We start from the raw sequence: 22,375 nt of genomic DNA, 5'->3' as shown, positions 1-22,375 counted from the left end.
ATTAATTTTTCTTGGTAAGTACAGATGTTCTAATAGATAACTCTTTTAATTGTTCTGGCGCCACTTCTGAAGGAGCTTGTGTCATTACACAAGTTGCACTTTGCGTTTTAGGGAATGCGATAACATCGCGAATAGATGAACGTTTTGCCATTAACATAATCAAACGATCTAATCCAAAAGCAATTCCGCCATGTGGAGGCGTTCCATATTCAAATGCATCAAGCATAAACCCAAATTTCAATCTTGCATCTTCTTCTTGCATACCAATTGCTTTAAATACACGTTCTTGGATATCACGATTATAAATACGTAAACTACCGCCACCAATTTCAGTTCCATTAAGAACCATATCATATGCTTTTGCTTTTATTCTACCAGGATCTGTTTCTAAATATTGAATGTCTTCCTCTCTAGGCGCAGTAAACGGATGGTGCATTGCTACCCAGCGTTTTGCATCTTCATTATATTCAAACATTGGGAAATCAACAACCCATAGGAAAGATAATTTATCTGGATCAATAAGATTACGACGGCGTCCCATCTCTAATCTCAATTCGCCTAAAGCATGTGCAACTACTGAAGGTTTATCTGCAATAATTAACAATAAATCTCCGGCTTCAGCTTGTGTTGTTTCTTTAATTTTCGCTAATATATCATCAGAGAAAAATTTAGCAATTGGAGATTTAACCCCATCTTCAGTATAACAAATCCAAGCTAAGCCTTTCGCGCCATAAATCCCAACATACTCAACTAGTCCATCTAGCTCACGACGTGGAATTCCTGCATAGCCTTTAACATTTATTGCTTTTACCTGTCCGCCAGCTTCAAGTACAGATTCAAATACTTTGAAATCAGACCCCTTTACAGCTTCAGATAAATTCATTAATTCCATACCAAAACGAAGATCTGGTTTATCCGAGCCATATTTGTCCATAGCTTCATCCCAAGTAAGACGTTTAAATGGCAATTCAATCTCTGCATCAATTGCTTGTTTAAACATTTCTTTTGTCATATCTTCCATCATCGTAAGAATATGTTCACTATCAATAAAGGACATTTCAATATCCAATTGTGTAAATTCCGGTTGACGATCAGCACGCAGATCTTCATCACGGAAGCAACGTACGATTTGGAAATACTTTTCATAGCCAGCAACCATTAAAATCTGTTTGAAAATTTGCGGAGATTGTGGTAAGGCAAAAAATTTACCTGGATTTACACGACTAGGCACTAAATAATCTCTAGCACCTTCTGGTGTGCTTTTCGTTAACATTGGTGTTTCAATTTCAACAAATCCTTGTTTGTCTAAGAAATCACGCATCACTTTTGTCACGCGGTGTCTAAGCATAAGATTTCTTTGCATCTCTGGTCTACGTAAATCTAAGTAACGATATTTTAAACGCAATGTTTCATCCACATCAATATCGTCTTGAATATAAAACGGTGGAGTTTTGGCTTTATTTAAAATTCTAAGCTCTAAACAATTAACTTCAATTTCTCCAGTTTCCATATTCGGATTTACTGTTGCTTGATCTCTTTTATTAACAATACCCCTAACTGCAACAACGAATTCTGAGCGTAAAGTCTCAGCCTTCTTAAACTCATTTTCTCCCATTTCAGAAGAAAATACAACTTGTACAAAACCAGATCGATCACGTAAATCTACGAAAATTAATCCACCATGGTCACGTCGTCTTGCAACCCAACCACATAAAACAACTTCATTGTCGGTATTTACTGCTCTTAAATCTCCACAATGATGTGTTCTTTCCAATCCTGCTAATGTTTCCATTCTAATCTTTCACCTCAAAATTTAAGTTCTTCACTACTTCTGCTGCTTGAATTTTTGTTTGTTCACTTGTAAACATGTTTTTAAGCATAACACTGTTTTCACGAACTTCATCTTCACCAATAATAATTGCATATTTTGCGCCCAACTTATTCGCTTGCTTCATCTGTGCCTTCAAGCTTCTACCCGCAAAATCCATGTCTGCTCTATATCCAGCCAAGCGTAAGTTATATAATACTTTAAATGCAGCTGCCTGTGCCTTTAGCCCAAGAGGTACTACCAACGCATCTAAAGACGCATCCTCATTCGGCATTAACCCCTGCTTTTCCAGTGCAAGCATTACGCGTTCAATTCCAATTGCAAAACCAATGCCCGGTGTAGATGATCCACCACACTCTTCAATTAAACCATCATAACGCCCACCCCCGCAAACTGCACTCTGTGCGCCAAGCGGCGAATATTGTATCTCAAAAGCCGTTTTTGTGTAATAATCAAGTCCTCGAACTAATCGAGGATTTAAGATAAATTCTATATCAACAGCTCTTAATAACTCTTTAAGTTGATCAAAATGATCATGACAATCCTCGCATAGGCAATCCGCCATTTCTGGAGCGCCTTGAGACAAAGTCGTACATTTCTCATTTTTACAATCCAAAATTCTCATCGGATTTCTCTCAAAACGCGATTGACAATCCGGGCACAAATCCTTTACTTTATCACGCAAGAAATCTTGCAATTTTTCTCTATATACTGGACGACATTTTGGGCATCCTACTGAATTTAGCTGTAATTTCAACTCATTTAGTCCAAGAGATTTTAAAAATTGCGTAGCCAAAATAATAATTTCCGCATCAATCGCTGGATTTGCAGTACCAATTGCTTCAACTCCAAATTGATGAAACTGACGATATCTGCCAGCCTGTGGTCGATCATATCTAAACATCGGCCCGATATAAAACAACTTGTTTAATGTTATATCTGCGTATAGTTTATGTTCTAAATAAGCGCGAACTGTCGCAGCTGTATTTTCTGGACGTAGTGTAATGCTTCTTTCGCCACGATCCTTAAACGTATACATCTCCTTAGAAACTACATCCGTAGTTTCTCCAATACCTCTTAAAAACAATTCTGTATGTTCAAAAATAGGGGTACGAATTTCTTTATACCCAAATAAATCACATACATTGCGAATCGTTTTTTCTACATATTGCCACTGTCCGCTAACGCTTGGTAAAATATCTTGCGTTCCACGCGGTCCTGTAGTTAGCATAAGTAAAATCTCCTCCTTATTAACCAAACAAAAATTGCAACAATTCTTGTCGTCTTTGCATATATTTATCTATATTTTGCATATAGGTAATTAAATCTTTTGGCTCAAATGCTGTTTCCATTGTCAGATTCTCTGTGTCAACAACTTTTGTCGTTGCTGATGGACCAATTCCTATAATTGTTTGACGTTCTTCCATAATTTGAATATTATAAAGTCCTTCCGCACCAGCCTTGCTATATCCTATATTTTCAAGATTTCCTCGCATATACCCTTGTCGATATAAATAATAAGGCTCCATATCCATTAATTTTGCATATTGCTCTGTAACATCAAACATTTTCAAAGCAGTATCATCATCTGGCAACTGATAAGAATCTACATTTAACTTAAGCTTAGATCCCTTTTTTAAGGCTAATGTATGTACTGTTAAATTGTCCGGATTTAATCCTTTTATCTTTTGCATCGTATCCTCAACATCATTCACCGTTTCACCAGGTAAACCTATGATAACATCCATATTAATATTTTGCATGCCTGCCTGACGAAAATTATCGAATAGTTCTATTATATCCTGTGTAGTATGCTTTCGTCCAATATATTGTAAAGTTTTTTCTTGCATAGTTTGCGGATTCACACTAACTCTATTTACACCATAACGAACCATACTTGCAATTTTATCACTATTTACACTATCTGGTCTACCTGCTTCGACAGTAAATTCTATAGTTTCTGACACAAAAAATTTTTTATGAACAAGTTCTAATAAATTTTCAAATTCTTCATTTGGCAGGCTAGTTGGTGTTCCCCCTCCAATATAAATGCTTTGCACAATAAGATTATGTTTTTTTATTGATTCATAAGCATTCATTATATCTTTTTTTAAAGTTTGCAAAAAGCCTTCTAATATATCTTTTTTTGGCAAAACATAAGAAGGAAACGAGCAATACAAACATTTAGATAAGCAAAATGGAATTCCTATGTAAACACTTACTTTGCGAAATGATGAAGTCTTTAAAAAACTCCGTTGTTTAAAAGCCAAATTAGTAATTAAATTGGCTTTTCTATCACTTACTGCATAATCATTTTTCAGCCTTTCAATAATTTCTTCTTTTGAAAAATCTCTATCAATGAATTTATGAACAATTTTTGTCGGACGAACTCCATGTAAAATTCCCCACGGGGCTGAAGGTATTGATAAAAAAGAACTAAATACTTTATATAAATTTAACTTGATTAATCTTCTTACACCTGCTTTTAGATTTTCATCAGAGTGAACTTGATTTTCTTCAATAAAATACTTTGATTTTCCATTTAAACTCACAGCGATAAATTCTGTTTTAACCTTCGTATTTAACTCATTCTCAGTTACTATATTTTTAACAGAAAAAGAAGCATAATCTATCGACTCTTCATTTGTAATTTTAATATTAAAAAGATTTAATATTTCATTTACTATTTTAACAATAACTTGATCTTTACTATTCAAATTAAAATTTTTAATTTTCACGTTTTTTTTGGCACTCCTGACAGTAACCGTAAAACTTAACTTGATGATCTACGATATTAAAATTGCTTTTTTTTGAAATTAACTCTTCTAAATTTTCCAATAAATCTTCCTCAAATTCTTTAACGTTTCCGCATTCTAAACAAATAATATGATGATGATGATGTTGTTTTTCATCTCTTTTATTAATTTCATATCGACTTCTTCCATCACCAAAATCAATTTTTTGCAAGATATCCATATCGCTCAATAATTCAAGACTCCGATAAACGGTTGCTAATCCAATTTCCGATCCTTGTTCCCGCAAAATCTGATGAACCTCTTCAGCACTTAAATGTTCATCATGATTTTCAATAAAAACTTGCAATACAATTTGCCGTTGCGGAGTTAATTTACATTGCCGTTCTTGTAATCTTTTCTTCAACTCTTCCATTGTAATCATAACAGTCATTACGATTTCTCCTCTTCAATCCAAAAATGTTGCATAAAAATATTAAGTAGCGCTGTCACAGGCAACGCCAAAAGCATTCCTAAAACCCCCAAAAATTGTCCACCAATTAGTAAACTGATGATAATTGTCACCGGATGTAAATTTACACTTTTCCCCATAACGCGTGGTAAAATTACATGATTCTCTAATTGCTGTAGAAAAAAACAAAAAATCGCTACTTTTAGTCCTAACTTAGTAGATACGGCCAGTCCTAATATAATTGCAGGAACAGCACTAAGAATCGGTCCAATAATCGGGATAGCTTCCGCCATAGCTGCTAAAGTAGCTAAAACAAAGGGATATCCTATGTTCATTTGATAAAATCCTATAAATGAAATCGTACCAATAATTATACATAACAAGAATTGACCTGTTAAAAAATCGCTAATAACTGTTCCCATTTCATAAATAATTTTTTTTGCTTGTGATTGGCTTCGCAGGGAAAATAAGCTTATTACCCAATCTACAATCACATTCCAGTCTTTTAATAAATAAAAAGTTAAAACAGGAATAACAATTAATTCCACACTCCGTGATAAAAAGGAAAATGAAAGGCTAGCTATGTTTTTTAATAGATTAAAAGAAATTACTGCACTTTTAGAAATTGCTTGTTGTAGCATGATAAAAATTTGCTCCGATTGCTCACGATATATCCCGCTGTTTACAATTGGAATAATCACATTATCTTTGATAAGATCAAGCAATTGATCTATCGTAACTAACATTTGCGGAACATTTTTGTATAACTTTTCTATTTCCTCAACTAAAGGTATAACTAAAATACTTAAAAGCCCACTTGCAATGGTTACTGCAAATAAAAACGCAATAAGGATAGCCGGAATCTTTCCTATTTTTAATTTATAAACCTTTATATTTGTCAGCCTATTCACGATAGGATAAAGAATGAATGATAAACCAACAGAAGCTAAAATAGGCAGATATATGGATTTAGCTTCCATAAGAACATAAAAAAAACTTACAATAACAATTGCCTTAAAGACTAATGTTGAAGATACTTTCATCTTAGATGAACCTCCAAGTAAATCTATTGGCAATCATTATTTATGACAAAAATTGATTATGCATACGCTCCCAGCCTATCGTCGTAGAAGGACCATGTCCCGGTAAGACACGTGTATCATCAGGCAAATTTAAAAGTTTTTCCGTAACACTATGTATTAATCCTTGCATAGAGCCACCTGGAAAATCCGTTCTACCGATGGATTCTGCAAATAATGTATCTCCACTAAATAGTATACCATCTGTATATAAGCAAATTCCACCCTTTGTATGGCCTGGCGTATGAATCACTTTTAAAATAATATCACCAATATTTACAGTATCTCCAGAATTTAAGATTCTATCAGCTGGATAAGATTCTATACTTTCTCCTAAGAAAACAGATAGATTTAAGCGCGACTCTAATAACATCTGTGCATCATCACGATGAATTAATATATCGGCATGTGTTGCATCCTTTATTTTTTTATTTGCACTGATATGATCTGCATGCCCATGTGTATTAATAATTGCAATAACCTTTAGATCCCCTATTTTATCTAGTATCGCTTTTGCATTAGCACCAGGGTCGATTACTGCCGCTTCTTTAGTTCTTTCACATGAAACAATATAGCAATTCACGCCTAAATCACCCACTACAAGTTGTTCTATTTTCATAAAATTCTCCTTATATTCATTTAACCCAATAGCAATAACTAACGGAATCATTGTGCTTCGCTACGAGCACCTCTTTAGAAAAAATTAGACACCGTAAGCTCTGGATTAATCATTTGAATTCAATTTATTTATCAGCATTACCAATCGATCGATAAACGCTATAAACATCTTTTAGCCGCCTAAATTTCGTCATAATATGTTCAATTTGCTCAGCATTACTTACATTGAGGCCCATGATTACTGTTGCCGTCTTATTTTTGTGTGTTCTCGCATTGATTGAGCTTATGTTAATTTTCGATTCAGCAGGAACCATCATCAATGAAGTTAAAACACCAGCTTCGTCATTACAAATAATTTCAATTGTCACCGTATAAAGTTTATCAACATTAATATCCCATGAAACTTCAATCATTCTATCAACTTCATCATGCGAATTTAAAACATTCGGACAATCCGCTCTATGAACAGAAACACCTCTCCCCCTAGTAATATATCCAGTTATTGAATCCCCAGGAATAGGATTACAGCATCTTGCCAAGCGAACTAATAAGCCACCTTCACCTTCCACTAATATTCCATGGTTTGCTTTATTCTTTACATTTCGAGGCTTTAGCCCCTCTAGCATTTGCGAAATATCTGGAGGAGTTGCACTCCTAACGGCCTTTTTATACAACTCAATTAATTTTGTCATAATTCCATTGACTGTCACACCACCAAAGCCAATAGATGCCAATAAATCATCTTCACTCAAGATATTTAATTTTTTTGCAACTTCTTTTAGTCGATCGTCCTTTAACAGCTCTTTGCTTTCATAGCCAAGTCGCTTGCTTTCCTTTTCAATCAAATCTCGTCCACGTTCAATATTTTCTTCACGTTTTGCTTTCTTAAACCATTGTCTAATTTTATTTTTAGTTTCAGAAGATGCAACTATATTCAACCAATCCATACTCGGTCCATTATTTTGTTTATTTGTAATAATAGATACAATATCTCCATTTACTAATTTATATTCCAAAGGAACAATCTTGCCATTTACTTTCGCCCCAATACAACGATGACCTACATCTGTATGTATACGATAAGCAAAATCGATAGGAATAGAACCTGCTGGTAAATCGACTACATCCCCTTTAGGAGTAAACACAAAGACCTCATCGGAAAATACATCAACTTTTAATGCTTCAACATATTCTTTAGGATCACTTACCTCCTGCTGTAAGTCTACAATTTGACGCAACCATGACATTTTTTGGTCATAATCTTTTGCTGCACCGGCACTTTTTCCACTCTCTTTATATTTCCAATGTGCCGCAACCCCATATTCAGAAACTTTATGCATAGCAAAGGTCCTAATTTGAATTTCTAAAGGACAACCACGTGAGCCAATTACCGTTGTATGTAAAGATTGATACATGTTAGATTTCGGCATTGCTATATAATCTTTAAATCTGCCAGGGATAGGTTTCCATAATGTATGTACCATTCCTAAAACCCCATAACAATCTTTTACATTATCCACTAGAACTCGAACTGCCGATAAATCATAAATTTCACTTATATCTTTATTGCCTTTTTTCATTTTTTTATAAATACTATAAAAATGTTTTGCCCGCCCTTGAATTTCAGCTTTTATCAAAACACTATCAAGTTTTTCCTTTAGCACTTGAATAGCATCATCAATAAAGGCTTGCCTTTCCTGACGTTTTTGTTTTACCTTCTCCACCAGGTCATAATACATTTCTGGTTCAAGATATCGTAAACACAAGTCTTCAAGTTCCCATTTAATGCTTGAAATCCCCAAGCGATTTGCTAAAGGAGCAAAAATTTCTAAAGTTTCACGTGCAATTCGCTGTTGCTTGGCTACAGGCATAGACTTTAATGTACGCATATTATGTAATCGATCCGCTAGCTTTATCAAAATTACTCGAATATCTTTTGCCATTGCTAAGAACATTTTCCTGTAATTTTCCAACTGTTGCTCTTCTTTTGATTTATATTCCATTCGATTTAATTTAGTAACACCGTCAATCAGCATGGCAATTTCTTCGCCAAAATTTTCTTGCATTTCATCTAATGTATAAGATGTATCTTCAACAACATCATGTAATAATGCAGCACTAATCGTTAATGCATCAATTTGGAGTCCAGCTAAAATTTGCGCAACACCAACTGGATGATGTATATAATCTTCTCCAGACATCCTAAATTGTCCTTTATGTGCATTGTTAGCAAAATCATAAGCTCTTTTGACAAGTGCAACAGATTCTTCTGTTTGATAAATTTCAATTTTCTTGACTAGTTCTTCTATAGTATTTATATGATTTTTCATTTTGTTCAACCTCATTTAAAGTTACATTATTATACATTAGATTTTCCAATGACTAATCCGTTCATCTAATAAAATAAGCCACTCACCCAAAATCAAAGATTTTGATTTCTACTTACAAAACTCTACCTGAATCAAATATTATTTTATTGTCATTCAATCTCTTCCATTACATAATAGTCTCTTCATCTAATGGATAGATTGGTCGATTAACACAATTTAATAATCTATTGCTTGTAGCCGTCATCGCGAAATTTGCAAAAGATTCGAATTCAGCCCTAATATGAATTCCCTCACAAAAAGTACTGGAGCTTTCCAAATCCAGTTTTTGATCCGGTTGTGGATTAAAAACTATTTTTCTTTTATTCCCAAAAGTTTCACGCCAAATTAAACCTAATTCTTCTAATATGCGCAAACAAATGCTAATACTAGCGCTACTAACAGCCTCATGATATCGATTTTCTATTTGCTTTGCTAATTCTTCATTTGTAGATGTAATAGCCTGGTCGTTATTTAAGTTCGCTTTCAAATTCATGTAAACTCTAGCAATTAAATCTCTAATCGGTGCTTTCTCTTTTAAAATTAACTGATTAAAACTAATATCATTTTTACCATATAACAAATGAATCATACCACGAATACCATCTCTTCCTGCACGTCCACATTGCTGATTAAAAGAAACCATATCAAATGGTAAATGAAATAAAACAATATGACGAATATCAGGTAAATCTATCCCTTCTCCAAATGCACTTGTTGCAACAACAACATTTATTTCACCATTGCGGAACCAATCTTCAATTTGAACTCTCCACTCATTACTAAGTCCCGCATGATAAAAAGCGATTTTTTCTCGCATCAAAATATTTTTTTCTCGTAACTGACTTGCTATTTCTACGGCTTTCATTCTACTATTTACAAAAACTAAAACTTTTTCTTCTTTATTGATAATTCGATTAACTTCTTCTATTTTATCACTCATATTACGTAAATCAGACATCATTAAATTTTCTCTAACTGTTTTATCAATAATTATTTTCTTTATTGATAAAGTGTGCTTTATGCATTCTACAGTTTTGCTATCCGCTGTTGCCGTAACAGCCAAAACTTTCGGATGATTTAGTCTATTTATAACAGTATTTAGTAATTTATAAGCAGATCTTTTTGCACCATCTGCAATATGATGACATTCATCTATTACTAAAAATCCAATTTTTCTCTTTGTATTTGAAATAAAATCTAAATGGGCTAATAAAAACTCTGGTGTAGTCAATAATATATCGACTTTCCCAAATTGTAAAGCTGTAAATAACTCCGCACGTTCCTTAGTTAGTAACGTTCCATTTCCTTTGTATATGTTAAGATCAAACACCATTAATTTTTTTGTAATACCGATATATTGGTCATTAACTAGGGCCCTTAGAGGATATACAATAATCGTCATTTGATCTCGCATTAAGGCCATTTCAGCCGCATAACTTTGAAAAATCGCCGATTTTCCTCGTCCAGTTCCCATAATAGTTAGTGTATTATTTCCATCAGATAAAGATTTTAATGTATCTATTTGCTTTCCATGATATTCAAAGCCTCCGATCAAAGCCTCTTTTATCTGTCTAAACCTAAACTCTTTTTCCTTAAAAAAATTCTTCTTAAGTTTATCAAAGTTATTTTCAATCTTACTAATTAATACATTAACTCCGTAAGATTGATTTTCTCGTCCCGTAATCGCGGTAACAATAATTTCATATTCCGCAAAATCTTGATCAATTTCCTTCGCTAAAAATTTTGCTAAATCAGCTTTTAAAAATCCTACGTCTTTACCCTTTACATCTTTAATTAAAATTGCATTTGCATCAAATGAATTATTTGGCTGCCTTTCTAAGAAAAGTTCTTCCCCCGGCTTTAAGTTACGTATTGTATCTTGACGATTATCAAACGTAACTCCAACCAATTTCGTGAAAAACTGTTTTGCTGAACCAATATCTGCATATTTTTCAATTTGATTTGCGGTTAAATATAATTCATCCAATTTAGATTTTTTTATTTGACTATCCCTTATATCTTCAATAATAAATTGAAGATTTTTTCGTCCTTGCCACTCATTAATAATCGGTTTAAAAACGATATCTATTTTAGTGTCTGGCAATAAGGAATCAATTAAATCGCCGCGTTGCCAAAATACGCAATCTCTGTTTATGATTCCATTACGAATTTTAAATTTTAAATGATTCCTATTTGTTCCTAACAGGAAAGTTGAATCTATCGTATTCTCATAGGAAATAAAAACAGGTTTCTTATTTCCTATTCCATAAGGTTCAAGTAAATTTAACTCATTTAATAATTCTTCGTCTACCTCAGATAAATTTACTTTTTTATCTATAAATAAATTAGGAATATAATCATCATCATTTAAATCGCGTTTGGCAATATCGTTCAATCTTTGTCGAAGCAATTCAATATGTTCGGACAAAATACTAAAACCTGCAGCAGCTTCATGCCCACCATACTTAATCAATATATCTTCACATTCTGCTAAAGCTCTATGAATATTAAACCCTTCAATACTACGACAAGAAGCTTTACCTATCCCATCTATCATAGATATAACAACTGTCGGCTTATAATATTTTTCCAATAAATTAGACGCTACAAGACCAATTACGCCTGAATTCCAATCTTCGCCAACGATTACAAGTACATTTTCATTACACAAATGAAATCTAGTAACATAATTTTCAGCCTCTTTTAATAACTCTTCTTGAATGGCTCTACGCATTTTATTTTCATTTTCTAATTGCTCTGCTAGCATTTCGGCCTCATTTAAATCATCAGTCAAAAGTAACTGTACTGCACTAAACGCACTACTTAAACGCCCCACTGCATTTAATCGCGGCGCAATACCAAATCCTATTGTAGCTGTATTTATCTCACGATGATTAGAATTACAATTTTGCAATAATGCTTTTAATCCTAAATTTGATGTCTGCCGCAATTGCTCTATTCCCAATGCAACAATCAAACGATTCTCTCCAATTAATGGCATCAAGTCTGCAACAGTTCCTAACACTGCGATATCTAAAAAATTTTTAAGCTCTTCATTTTTCAAACGTAACCATAGCGCCTGACAAAGTTTATAAGCAACACCTACACCAGCTAAATGTTTTTCTGGGTACTCACACCCCATCTGATGCGGGTTTAAAATTGCAAATGCAGCAGGTAAATTTTCTGGCGGCTGATGATGATCTGTAACGATAATATCTATTTTTTTACTTGTTTCGCCAATTTCATAAGTTGAACTAATTCCACAGTCGACAGTAACAATTAACTTACTTTCTTCCGCAATAAAATTATTTAACGCTTCTAGATTTATTCCATATCCTTCGCTTTGCCGTTCTGGTATATAAAAGTCCACATTTGCTTCCAAACTCCTTAATACTTTAACGAGTAAAGACGTTGCAGATATTCCATCTACATCATAATCTCCATAAACTATGATTTTTTCTTGTTTTGAAATCGCTTTAATAATTCTCTCAACAGCTTTATCCATCCCTTTCATCAAGAAAGGATCATGAAACTTCTGCTTTTTGGGATATAAAAATTCCGTTACTTTTTTTATATCTGTATAGCCCCGTTGAATTAATAATTCCGCTAAAATTTCAGATATATTTAAAATCGAAGCCAACTCATTCTTTAAATCAATTTTTTCTTTAGGCAAAATCCATTTTTTCATTTGCTTTATCATTCTCATCACCAAACCTTTATTACAAAACCGAGAAATAAAACTATTATCTTAAAAAAACTTAATTTTATAATATTCGCGCAATCATGACAAAATCCTCTACAAAAATAAAAGCATCCACATTTTAGTAGATGCTTTTATTTTTGTATTATCGTATCTTAGCGTTCAATTAAGCCTTTAACGTACGATTTTTATCTGCATAATGTCTAAATGTAACCCATAGTGGTGTAGACGTAAAAATAGAAGAATACGCACCAGAAGTAAAACCAATTAATAATGCAAAGGAAAAATTCTTCGTTGTTTCTCCACCAAAAAAGTATAGAGCTGCCGTAGTAAACAATACAGTAAGAACTGTGTAAATAGATCTTGTCATCGTCTGCCAAATACTATTATCTGCTAGTTCAACTAAGTCTCCGCCCTTTCTGTAATGCAGCTTAAGATTTTCTCTAATTCTATCAAAAATAACAATAGTATCATTCGTAGAATATCCGACAATTGTCATTAATGCAGCAACAAAAGATGCATCAATCTCTTTTTGGAATATAGAAAAAACACTTAATACAATAAAAATATCATGAATTAATCCTACAATTGCTGCAATTGCAAATTTTAATTCAAATCGATAGGAAATATATGCCACAATCAGCACCCAAGATAATAAAGTTGCCCATATTGCTTGCCATGTTAATTCAGAGCCCATAACAGCGCCAACACGTTCTGTTCGCAATACATTATAGTCACCAATTTTTTCTTTCAAAGCATCCAAAACTTCACGCTTTTGCATTTCTTCTAAATCTGAAGTTCTTATCATAACATTTTTAGCCGAATTTCCATTTTCTGCACCAGCTAATTGAATCATACTATTGTCAAGCCCATAATCTTTTAAAACATCTCTAACTTCCTGAACAGTGACTGGCTTATTAAATTCTAAATCAACAAGAACTCCACCAGTAAAATCAATTCCTAAATTAAAACCTTGTGTAAATATAGAAAAAATTCCCGGCAGAATAATTAGAATCGAAAGTATGTACCAAATCTTACGTCTACCGATGATGTCAAACTTCATCATTTTTCTTCACCCCCGGTGCACCAAAAAATCTATCATTCGTAACAACTCTAGAAGCAATCAATAATTTCAATAAATATTGAGTAAATGTAACCGCTGAAAACATACTAAGAACAATTCCTAATCCTAAAGTAACTGCAAATCCTTTTATTGTACCAGTTCCCATAAAAAACAATACAACTGCCGCTAAAAAAGTTGTTACATTAGAGTCAAGAATCGTAGCAAATGCTCTAGAAAAACCAGCATCCATTGCTGCCATTAAAGTTTTTCCAGCTCTATGCTCCTCTTTAAATCTTTCAAAAATAAGTACATTTGCATCGACCGCCATACCAACAGATAGTATAATACCTGCTATACCAGGTAAAGTTAATGTCGCATCTAGCATTTTTAAAGAAAATAATAGCATGAGAACATATGCCATTAAAGTTATATTGGCAATAAAGCCAGACAAACGATAAAACGCCAGCATAAAAATGATAATTGCTGCGATACCTACAGTAAATGCAAACTCACTTTTATCTTTTGAGTCTTGTCCCAATGTTGGACCTACAGTTCTAGTCTCAACTATATCTACTTTTACAGGAAGAGAACCAGAACGTAATAAAATTGCTAAGTGCTGCGCTTCCTCAATTGTTCTAGAACCAGTAATAACAGCTTTTCCACCTGTAATCGGTTCGTTTACGCGAGGATTCGTCAACATTTGCTTATCTAATAAAATAGCAATTGTCTTACCGACATTTTTTGCTGTTAATTCAGCAAACTTTTTACCGCCTTCATCAGAGAACTCTAACGCAACCATATTTTGATTCGCATGATCAATTTGCGCTTTCGCATCTTTTAGATCAGTACCTGTTAATACAGTATTACCTTGTTCATCTTGAAATTCTAACATTGCTGTTTTCCCTAAAACAGCAATTGCTTCTTCAGGATCTTTAATTCCCGGCAATTCAACAATAATTCTTCGTTCGCCTTGTCTTTGAATAATCGGTTCTGTTAATCCCAGCTCATTAACACGTTTTTCAATAATTTTGACAACTCTTTGCACCGCATCTTCATTTACCTGTGCTTCTGGTGTGTCAACTGCTTCAAGAACAACATGTGTCCCTCCTTGTAAATCTAACCCTTGCTTAATTGAGTGTGCTAGTGGTGAAACATAATAAAAAAACACACCAACAATCACAGCAATTATTGCTACAAGTTTAGCGAAACTATTCTTTCTCAACTGCGTCTCCCTCCAAATACTCTCCAATTTGTACCTGTTCATTATAGCGATGTTTGAATAGCGATGTCAAATGAAAAGATAAATAATTATAATAATTCATTTCCATTTATCACAAGTCCAAAGCGACAATCTAAAAAATTAGCCGCGCGTCTACACATCATCATCCTTGCTAAAAATATCTCAAAATATTCCATAACCGGGCAAATCTTAGTATCAATTGATAATAGTAATTTAATCGTTTTATCCTTTTTATTTACTTCAAGATCTGCACTCTCAGCCGCAAAATTTACTCGATCATGAATTTCAAAGGTTGCGAAATCAGTGTTTGTTACACGCGTACGATGTACATCCGATTTATCTGCCAAAATTAAAGCTGATGCAACATGATTTACAGCATTTCCTCTTTCTTCTTCGTGATTTCCAATCGCTGAAATAACCAACGCAATTTCTTCAGGTGGCATTTTTAATCTAGATAAAATATTATACGCCATAACTGCTCCCATACCACCATGATTAAATCGATTAATCATATTTGCAATATCATGCAGATATCCTGCAATCTCTGCAAGTTCACAATCACGTTCAGAAAAATCTAAATCCTTTAAAACATTTCTAGCACGTCTAGCAACGATTGATACATGACGTTTCCCGTGCTCAGTAAAACCTAATGTTCCTAAATATTCAGTACTGCATTTTAAATACACACCAATTTCCTCATCTTTTCTAAGCGTTTCTATCGTTATTCTCGACATTGTTTGTCCTCCTAATAAAGTCTAATACTTTTTGAACAACCATCTCTTTGCTTAATGAGTCTGTTTGGATATATAAATCAGCATTTTCTCTAGCATCTTTTAATCGTTCATGTTGAACAACAAGCCGCCCTTGATCCCATGTTACTTTTCGCCTTTTTTTAATAGTCTCTAAAGTAGCATCAATCATAATTAAAAAATCTGGATTTCTTTTTTGCCAAAATTTTTTAATACAAGAGTGTTCTTGTGCTACATTGTATGCCTCAATACCATTGGAGCGTAGACTCTCAACTAAAGTAGTTTTCCCTGATGCACAGACACCAACAATCGCGACCAACATCCTTAATCACCTTCAATATGGGAAAGAAACCTGAACACGCCTTATTTTGTTATTATATTCTTTCCCGCTTATTCCCATAACCACAACTGTCATATCATCTCCTGGCCTATTATCATCTAGTTCTAGTGCATATTCTAAAATTGCATTTGCAATAAAATCAACATCATCAACATTATTTTCTTCAATTATTTTAATAATATGTTTAAAATCAATTTGTTTTCCACGTTTTTTTCCTGCTGAATGAATTCCATCTGTATATGAAACTAAAATCGTTCCAATTTCTAATGGTATCTGATAAATTAAAGGCTTTGTATGCTTATGTACACCAATGGGATTAACCCATTCATCATATACTGTTAAATATTCATTGGCTTTTACAATAACCGGACAATTTGAATTCCTGCTAATTACAATTGTCTCTGTATCCAAATCAGCACTTAATATTGTTAGAGTTGAAGATACTTGTCCGCTTTTAACTGCATATAAAAAATCATGTACAGCTCTGGCAACAGCACCATCACGTGCACCATCTGTTATAAGTGTTACAGCTTTATTTACAACTAACGTACTCGTATTTTTAGCAGACTTACCACTCCCTTGCCCATCAGCAAGTATAGCAGATATTCCACCTTGTGCTCTTTCCGCCACCTCAGCACTATCACCAGAATGAGAAACAGCATACTTCGTTGTTTTTGCCATTCCGACTTTTATTTCCATAACCTATCTCCTATCGAAAAGCAGGCAAAATATAGCTAAATCGCTATATTTTGCCTGCTCTGCAATCTGTAATACAATCTTTTGTTACAATATAATCCATTACATAGTCATGTGCTTCAGAAGGAACATCAGATACAACTTGACATGAAAAAGCTAAAGCTACTAACTTAGCAGAAATAGCTTTTGATAGAAAACGATCGTAAAATCCTAACCCCATTCCTAAGCGATGACCTGCATAATCAAAAGCGACTCCAGGTAGCAAAATAAGCTCAATCTTCTTAGGATCCACTATACGAAGTTTATTTGAATCTGGCGCAAGAATTCCAAACTCCCCAATAACTAGATCAGATAAATCTTCTATATAAGCAGCAATCATAATTCCAGATCTATCACAAACAAAAGGAATGCATAATTTTTTTCCATCATTTATCACTGTTTTCATCAAAGACAAAGTTTGGACTTCATCTTTTAGAGAGACATAAGCCATAATCAGATTAGAGTTTCTATAATAATCTGAATTAATAATATTTTGATAAATAGTTTTACTTTCAGATGCTTTGATATCTTCTGATAAAGAACGCCTTATCTCTAACATCTTTTTACGTAAAGATTTTTTGCACTGAATAATTTCATCTTCCATTTTATTCTTCAGGTATTCTCTTTTCATGACTAATATTTTTACTGATAGATGCCTTTGCAACTTCAATCTCAACTTTTTCTGCGACTTTCATCAAGACAGTATTATTTTTTATTGTACTAATCTCTCCATACAAACCACCAATAGTGATAATTTTATCGCCTTTTTTCAGATTCCCTAACATATCTTTTATACGACTTTGTTCCTTTTTTTGTGGTTTATACAATAAAAAGTAAAACAAAACCACCATTAACAATATTGGACCATATGACATGATCAAGCTTGACATCTCCGGACTTAATTCCATAAAAAAACCTCCAAAAAAATTTATAAACACGAACATTTATCTATTCGACAATACTACTAAAATTCCTTTATTTCTTGTAATTCGCTATAAAAGCGCTTCTAAATTCTACAAAAGAATCCTCTAAAATGGCCTCACGCATTTTTTTCATAAAATTAATCAAGAAATATAAATTATGAGTAGTCATTAAACGCAACCCAAAAATCTCATCCGTTCTCATTAAATGCCTGATATATGCACGTGAAAAGTTTCGACATGCATAACAATCACACTCTTCATCAATCGGTCTAAAATCATGCGCATACTCTGCATTTTTTATCACTAACCGCCCTTTAGCAGTCATTGCGGTACCATTTCTAGCCACACGGGTTGGAAAAACACAATCAAACATATCAATTCCATGCAATACACCTTCAACTAGACAATCGGGAGTTCCAACGCCCATTAAATAGCGCGGTTTATTAGCTGGAAGCTGACAAACAGTATGTTCAAGAATTTCATACATTAAGTCTTTTGGTTCTCCTACGCTAAGACCACCAACAGCATACCCAGGAAAATCCATCTTAACTAAGTCATGAACACTCATAGAACGTAAATCTTTGTACATTCCACCTTGTACAATACCAAATAAGGCTTGGTCCTCACGTGTTAATGTATTTTTACATCTTTGTGCCCATCTCGTTGTACGCTCTGTAGATTTCTTTGCATAATCATAATCCGCAGGATAAGGTACACATTCATCAAAAGCCATAATAATATCTGCACCTAATGCCATTTGTACCTCTGTAGCACGCTCTGGCGATAAAAATTGCTTTGATCCATCTATATGCGAACGAAATGTTACGCCTTCTTCTGTAATCTTTCTTAGATCGCCCAAACTAAAAACTTGAAATCCCCCACTATCTGTAAGTATCCCACGATCCCAGTTCATAAATTTATGCAAGCCTCCAGCTTCTTTTACCAAGCTGTGTCCTGGACGCAAAAACAAATGATATGTATTACTCAATATAATACCTGCTCCCATATCTTTCAATTCATCCGGGGACATTGACTTTACAGTTGCTTGCGTTCCAACTGGCATAAAGATTGGAGTATCAAATGTTCCATGCGGAGTATGTAATTTCCCCGCCCTCGCTCCAGTCTTCGAACATTGTTTAATTAACTCATATTTTACAGCCAAAATATATCCTCCTATTACAACTCATATCCAATTTATAAAATACCACTTTTCGCGCCTATACGCATATATTAGGAAAGTATATCAGTATCTAAAGATATTTTCAAGACATCCTTTTAGATTAATAAACTGACTAATAAGATTTCTTATATTCAGTATGTATCCAAATTTTAAAAATTAATTAATATATTTTCCCCCAATTTTTGAAATTAAATACAAATTAAAAATTTCATTAACCATCTAAACCTCACCATTCATAAAAAAATATGCAGCTCTAAAAAATCCCACAATAAAGAATAAAAGACTATCTTCAAAATTTAAATTTAAATTCAATTTATTTTTATCTATTGCTACCATTACCGGTCCTTCATAGATGTAAACAAGAAGAAATCAATCTTCAATTCTCTTTTATCTTCTACTTTTGTGAAGTTTTAGTTTATTTTTAAAATAAACTTACTTTTTCTATTGAGAATTTTGTCGAACTATGTTATGTTGTGTCTGTAGAGGGATTTAACACCTTCTTGCCTCCTATCTTCTTTGTGACCAGAAGAAGATAAGTTCATAAAAGCTATTTAGGAAAAGAGTGTTGTTTTCTGCTTGCAGCAACATTCTTTTTCCTATTTTAGCCAAATACTAATTCTTTACAAAATGCAATACTTTTGATTCGTCTGACTTTTTTCATCTAATAAAAAGTCCCGTATCTTATCAGATACAGGACTTTTTCTATTATTTAGATTTCTGGTTCAACAAGAACATTGCATCACCGAAACTAAAAAAGCGATACTTACACTTTTTTGCTTCTTCATAAGCATGAAAAATATTTTCCTTTCCCGAAAATGCACTAATTAACATAAGTAACGTTGACTTTGGCAGATGAAAATTCGTTACTAGCGCATCTACAATTTTAAACTCATATCCGGGATAAATAAAAATATCTGTCCAACCACTCTTCGCTTCTATAAAATCTTTCTTTTCACTTGCGGATTCTAATGTACGAATTGCGGTTGTTCCAATCGCAATGACACGGTTTCCCCTTTGTTTCGTTAAATTAATTAAATCTGCTGTTTCCTTTGGCAGGGAATAATACTCACGATGCATCTGATGCTCTTCAATCTTTTCTACATTTACTGGTCGGAATGTTCCTAACCCAACATGTAATGTAACAAATCCAAGATTTATCCCTTTTTCTTTTAAATCAGTTAGCATCGCTTTTGTAAAATGGAGCCCTGCAGTTGGTGCAGCTGCTGAACCTCTTTCTTTTGCATAAACTGTCTGATAGCGTTCCTTATCTTGTAATTTTTCATGAATATATGGAGGCAATGGAGTTTCCCCTAATCGATCAAGAATCTCCTCAAAAATTCCTTCATAATGAAATTTTACAATTCTGCCGCCAAAATCGGTATTCTCTATAATTTCGCAAGATAACTCTTCACCAAAATTAATTTTTGCACCAACTCTTGCTTTTTTCCCAGGCTTTACTAGTGCTTCCCACTCATCACCAGTTTTCCGTGACAATAAAAAAACCTCTATTTTTGCACCGGTTTCATCCTTCGTCCCAATAAGTCTCGCTGGAATTACTTTCGTATCATTAAAAATTATCGTATCGCCTGGTTTTAAATATTCTTTCAGTTGATAAAAAATTTTGTGCTCTATTCTTCCTGTTTGACTATCCAATATTAATAGTTTTGAATGATCTCTTGGTTCACAAGGTGTTTGCGCAATAAAAGATTCAGGTAAATCATAATCAAATTCCGATAACAACATGTTTTTATACTCCTTAACTATTTCCGCATAAATTATTTCTTATTTTTCTTTTTATAATAACGATCCCGTTCGCTAAAAATACACCCACAATATGGTTGGCGATATAATTCTAAATTCTTACTTATATCTACCCCTTCATACCAACCAGTACGAAAATCTTCATAAAGGAATTTAATATTTTCTTCTTCCGCAATTCTTTTGGCTGTTGCTGTAATGACTTCATGATTTTGATACGGGCTTACTAAAAGACTTGTCGTAAAGACCTCATATCCATTCTCTTTAGCAAATTTTGCAGCCTGTCTAAGACGAAGTTCATAACACACTATACATCTGCCATTTGGTGCATTTAATGCACTCATTAGAAATGCTTCTAGTGTATATTCGCGATCAACTGTAATCGGCAACTGCACTTTTTCTGCAAATTCTATTGCGGTTTCCAAACGATGTTTGAATTCTTTATATGGATGAATATTAGGATTAAAAAAATACCCTGTTGGTTCATAACCCATATCACGCAATCTTTTTATAGGATAAGCAGAGCACGGACCACAACACATATGTAAAAGCAACTTCATTTTATCACCTGATTTCTATTTTTCTTCTGTTTTCATTGGGATTCCTAGATGTTTATAAGCTGCCAAAGTCGCAACCCTTCCTCGTGGCGTTCTATTGATAAAACCTAACTGCAAGAGATATGGTTCATATACATCTTCAATAGTATCTGTTTCTTCACTTATCGCTGCTGCTAAAGTATCAACGCCAACAGGCCCACCACCAAATTTCTCTATAATTGTAAGTAACATTGTACGATCTATTTCATCAAGACCTAATTTATCTACTTCAAGCATAGCTAATGCTTGATCTGCAATAGCATCCGTAATAATTCCATCCCCAGTAATTTGCGCATAATCCCTTACACGTTTTAACAGGCGATTTGCAATTCTCGGTGTTCCTCGCGAGCGCCTGGCAATCTCTAAAGCCCCTCGCTCTTCAATAGCAATATTTAAAATTTCTGCAGCCCGTTTGATAATATGAATTAAGGCTCCTGGCTGATAATACTCTAATCGCGAAATTACACCGAATCGATCACGAAGCGGCGCTGCCAACGCACCAGCTTTTGTCGTTGCCCCAATCAAGGTAAAGGGAGCAATATCTAATCGAATCGAACGAGCGCTTGGCCCTTTACCAATAATGATATCGAGTGCGAAATCCTCCATCGCCGAATAAAGTACTTCTTCTACATTTCGCGATAATCGATGAATTTCATCAATAAAAAGTACATCTTTTTCTCCTAGATTGGTTAATAAAGCAGCCAAGTCCCCAGCCCGTTCAATTGCCGGGCCAGAAGTAACTCGAAAATTAACGCCCATTTCATTTGCAATAATCCCTGCCAACGTAGTCTTTCCCAATCCTGGTGGTCCATATAACAAGACATGATCTAGAGCTTCCTTCCGCGATAATGCAGCTTGTACAAATATGGATAAATTGTCTTTTACTTTATCCTGCCCAATATATTCATGTAAATATCGTGGTCTTAGACTATACTGCCATTGATCAGCACTTTGCTCTTCGCCAATGACTATTCGTTCTTCTTGTAAATCCAT

General features: G+C 33.9%; 19 protein-coding genes. All 19 read right to left on the bottom strand.

The features are described 5' to 3' along the window. Nucleotide 1: 1 nt before the first annotated feature. Nucleotides 2–1,792, bottom strand: coding sequence for an aspartate--tRNA ligase (aspS, locus tag P3F81_RS05690; RefSeq protein WP_147668299.1), 1,791 nt, complete (start codon nucleotides 1,790–1,792; stop codon nucleotides 2–4). Nucleotide 1,793: 1 nt separating this feature from the next. After that, on the bottom strand, nucleotides 1,794–3,059 hold the full coding sequence (hisS, locus tag P3F81_RS05685; RefSeq protein WP_147668297.1) for a histidine--tRNA ligase: 1,266 nt from the start codon (nucleotides 3,057–3,059) through the stop codon (nucleotides 1,794–1,796). A 19-nt stretch (nucleotides 3,060–3,078) separates the two neighbouring features. Then, a complete protein-coding gene (gene hemZ / locus P3F81_RS05680; RefSeq protein WP_147668295.1) occupies nucleotides 3,079–4,566 on the bottom strand; it encodes a coproporphyrinogen dehydrogenase HemZ in 1,488 nt (495 codons plus the stop codon). After that, nucleotides 4,556–5,014 carry a Fur family transcriptional regulator gene (locus P3F81_RS05675; RefSeq protein ID WP_147668293.1) on the bottom strand — a complete coding sequence of 153 codons (459 nt, stop codon included), beginning with the start codon at nucleotides 5,012–5,014 and terminating at the stop codon, nucleotides 4,556–4,558. Before P3F81_RS05675 ends, hemZ begins: the two co-directional genes overlap by 11 nt. Then, complete coding sequence (locus tag P3F81_RS05670; protein WP_147668291.1) at nucleotides 5,014–6,075, bottom strand: AI-2E family transporter; 1,062 nt, start codon at nucleotides 6,073–6,075, stop codon at nucleotides 5,014–5,016. The genes P3F81_RS05675 and P3F81_RS05670 overlap by 1 nt, the downstream gene beginning before the upstream one ends. A 40-nt stretch (nucleotides 6,076–6,115) precedes the next feature. Next, on the bottom strand, nucleotides 6,116–6,730 hold the full coding sequence (locus P3F81_RS05665) for an MBL fold metallo-hydrolase (protein WP_147668289.1): 615 nt from the start codon (nucleotides 6,728–6,730) through the stop codon (nucleotides 6,116–6,118). Between the two features lie 124 nt (nucleotides 6,731–6,854). Next, complete coding sequence (locus P3F81_RS05660) at nucleotides 6,855–9,059, bottom strand: RelA/SpoT family protein (protein WP_147668287.1); 2,205 nt, start codon at nucleotides 9,057–9,059, stop codon at nucleotides 6,855–6,857. 166 nt (nucleotides 9,060–9,225) lie between these two features. Beyond that, a complete protein-coding gene (gene recJ, locus P3F81_RS05655; protein WP_309320743.1) occupies nucleotides 9,226–12,786 on the bottom strand; it encodes a single-stranded-DNA-specific exonuclease RecJ in 3,561 nt (1,186 codons plus the stop codon). 178 nt (nucleotides 12,787–12,964) lie between these two features. After that, the gene (gene secF, locus P3F81_RS05650; RefSeq protein WP_147668283.1) at nucleotides 12,965–13,864 is read right to left on the bottom strand and encodes a protein translocase subunit SecF; all 900 of its coding nucleotides are present in this window, start codon (nucleotides 13,862–13,864) and stop codon (nucleotides 12,965–12,967) included. Beyond that, nucleotides 13,851–15,083 carry a protein translocase subunit SecD gene (gene secD, locus P3F81_RS05645; RefSeq protein WP_177503192.1) on the bottom strand — a complete coding sequence of 411 codons (1,233 nt, stop codon included), beginning with the start codon at nucleotides 15,081–15,083 and terminating at the stop codon, nucleotides 13,851–13,853. Before secD ends, secF begins: the two co-directional genes overlap by 14 nt. An 86-nt stretch (nucleotides 15,084–15,169) precedes the next feature. Then, the gene (locus P3F81_RS05640; RefSeq protein WP_147668279.1) at nucleotides 15,170–15,835 is read right to left on the bottom strand and encodes an HD domain-containing protein; all 666 of its coding nucleotides are present in this window, start codon (nucleotides 15,833–15,835) and stop codon (nucleotides 15,170–15,172) included. Continuing rightward, nucleotides 15,807–16,172 carry a hypothetical protein gene (locus tag P3F81_RS05635; RefSeq protein WP_147668277.1) on the bottom strand — a complete coding sequence of 122 codons (366 nt, stop codon included), beginning with the start codon at nucleotides 16,170–16,172 and terminating at the stop codon, nucleotides 15,807–15,809. The genes P3F81_RS05640 and P3F81_RS05635 overlap by 29 nt, the downstream gene beginning before the upstream one ends. Before the next feature lie 12 nt (nucleotides 16,173–16,184). After that, nucleotides 16,185–16,889, bottom strand: coding sequence for a PP2C family protein-serine/threonine phosphatase (locus P3F81_RS05630; protein WP_147668275.1), 705 nt, complete (start codon nucleotides 16,887–16,889; stop codon nucleotides 16,185–16,187). A gap of 43 nt (nucleotides 16,890–16,932) precedes the next feature. After that, entirely contained in the window at nucleotides 16,933–17,529 is a 597-nt protein-coding gene (locus tag P3F81_RS05625; protein WP_309320742.1) for a 5-formyltetrahydrofolate cyclo-ligase, read from the bottom strand. A 1-nt stretch (nucleotide 17,530) separates the two neighbouring features. Continuing rightward, nucleotides 17,531–17,833 carry a preprotein translocase subunit YajC gene (gene yajC, locus P3F81_RS05620; protein ID WP_147668271.1) on the bottom strand — a complete coding sequence of 101 codons (303 nt, stop codon included), beginning with the start codon at nucleotides 17,831–17,833 and terminating at the stop codon, nucleotides 17,531–17,533. Nucleotides 17,834–17,900: 67 nt separating this feature from the next. Next, on the bottom strand, nucleotides 17,901–19,010 hold the full coding sequence (tgt, locus tag P3F81_RS05615) for a tRNA guanosine(34) transglycosylase Tgt (RefSeq protein WP_147668269.1): 1,110 nt from the start codon (nucleotides 19,008–19,010) through the stop codon (nucleotides 17,901–17,903). Between the two features lie 723 nt (nucleotides 19,011–19,733). Further along, nucleotides 19,734–20,771, bottom strand: coding sequence for a tRNA preQ1(34) S-adenosylmethionine ribosyltransferase-isomerase QueA (gene queA / locus P3F81_RS05610; protein ID WP_147668267.1), 1,038 nt, complete (start codon nucleotides 20,769–20,771; stop codon nucleotides 19,734–19,736). Between the two features lie 32 nt (nucleotides 20,772–20,803). Beyond that, on the bottom strand, nucleotides 20,804–21,346 hold the full coding sequence (locus P3F81_RS05605) for an epoxyqueuosine reductase QueH (RefSeq protein ID WP_147668265.1): 543 nt from the start codon (nucleotides 21,344–21,346) through the stop codon (nucleotides 20,804–20,806). A gap of 15 nt (nucleotides 21,347–21,361) precedes the next feature. Continuing rightward, nucleotides 21,362–22,375, bottom strand: a complete 1,014-nt coding sequence (gene ruvB / locus P3F81_RS05600; protein WP_147669207.1) for a Holliday junction branch migration DNA helicase RuvB — start codon at nucleotides 22,373–22,375, stop codon at nucleotides 21,362–21,364.

It is taken from the genome of Selenobaculum gibii (genome assembly GCF_030273445.1).
In the GTDB taxonomy this organism is placed as follows: domain Bacteria; phylum Bacillota; class Negativicutes; order ICN-92133; family ICN-92133; genus Selenobaculum; species Selenobaculum gibii.
This window is presented reverse-complemented; position numbering and strand designations above follow the sequence as displayed.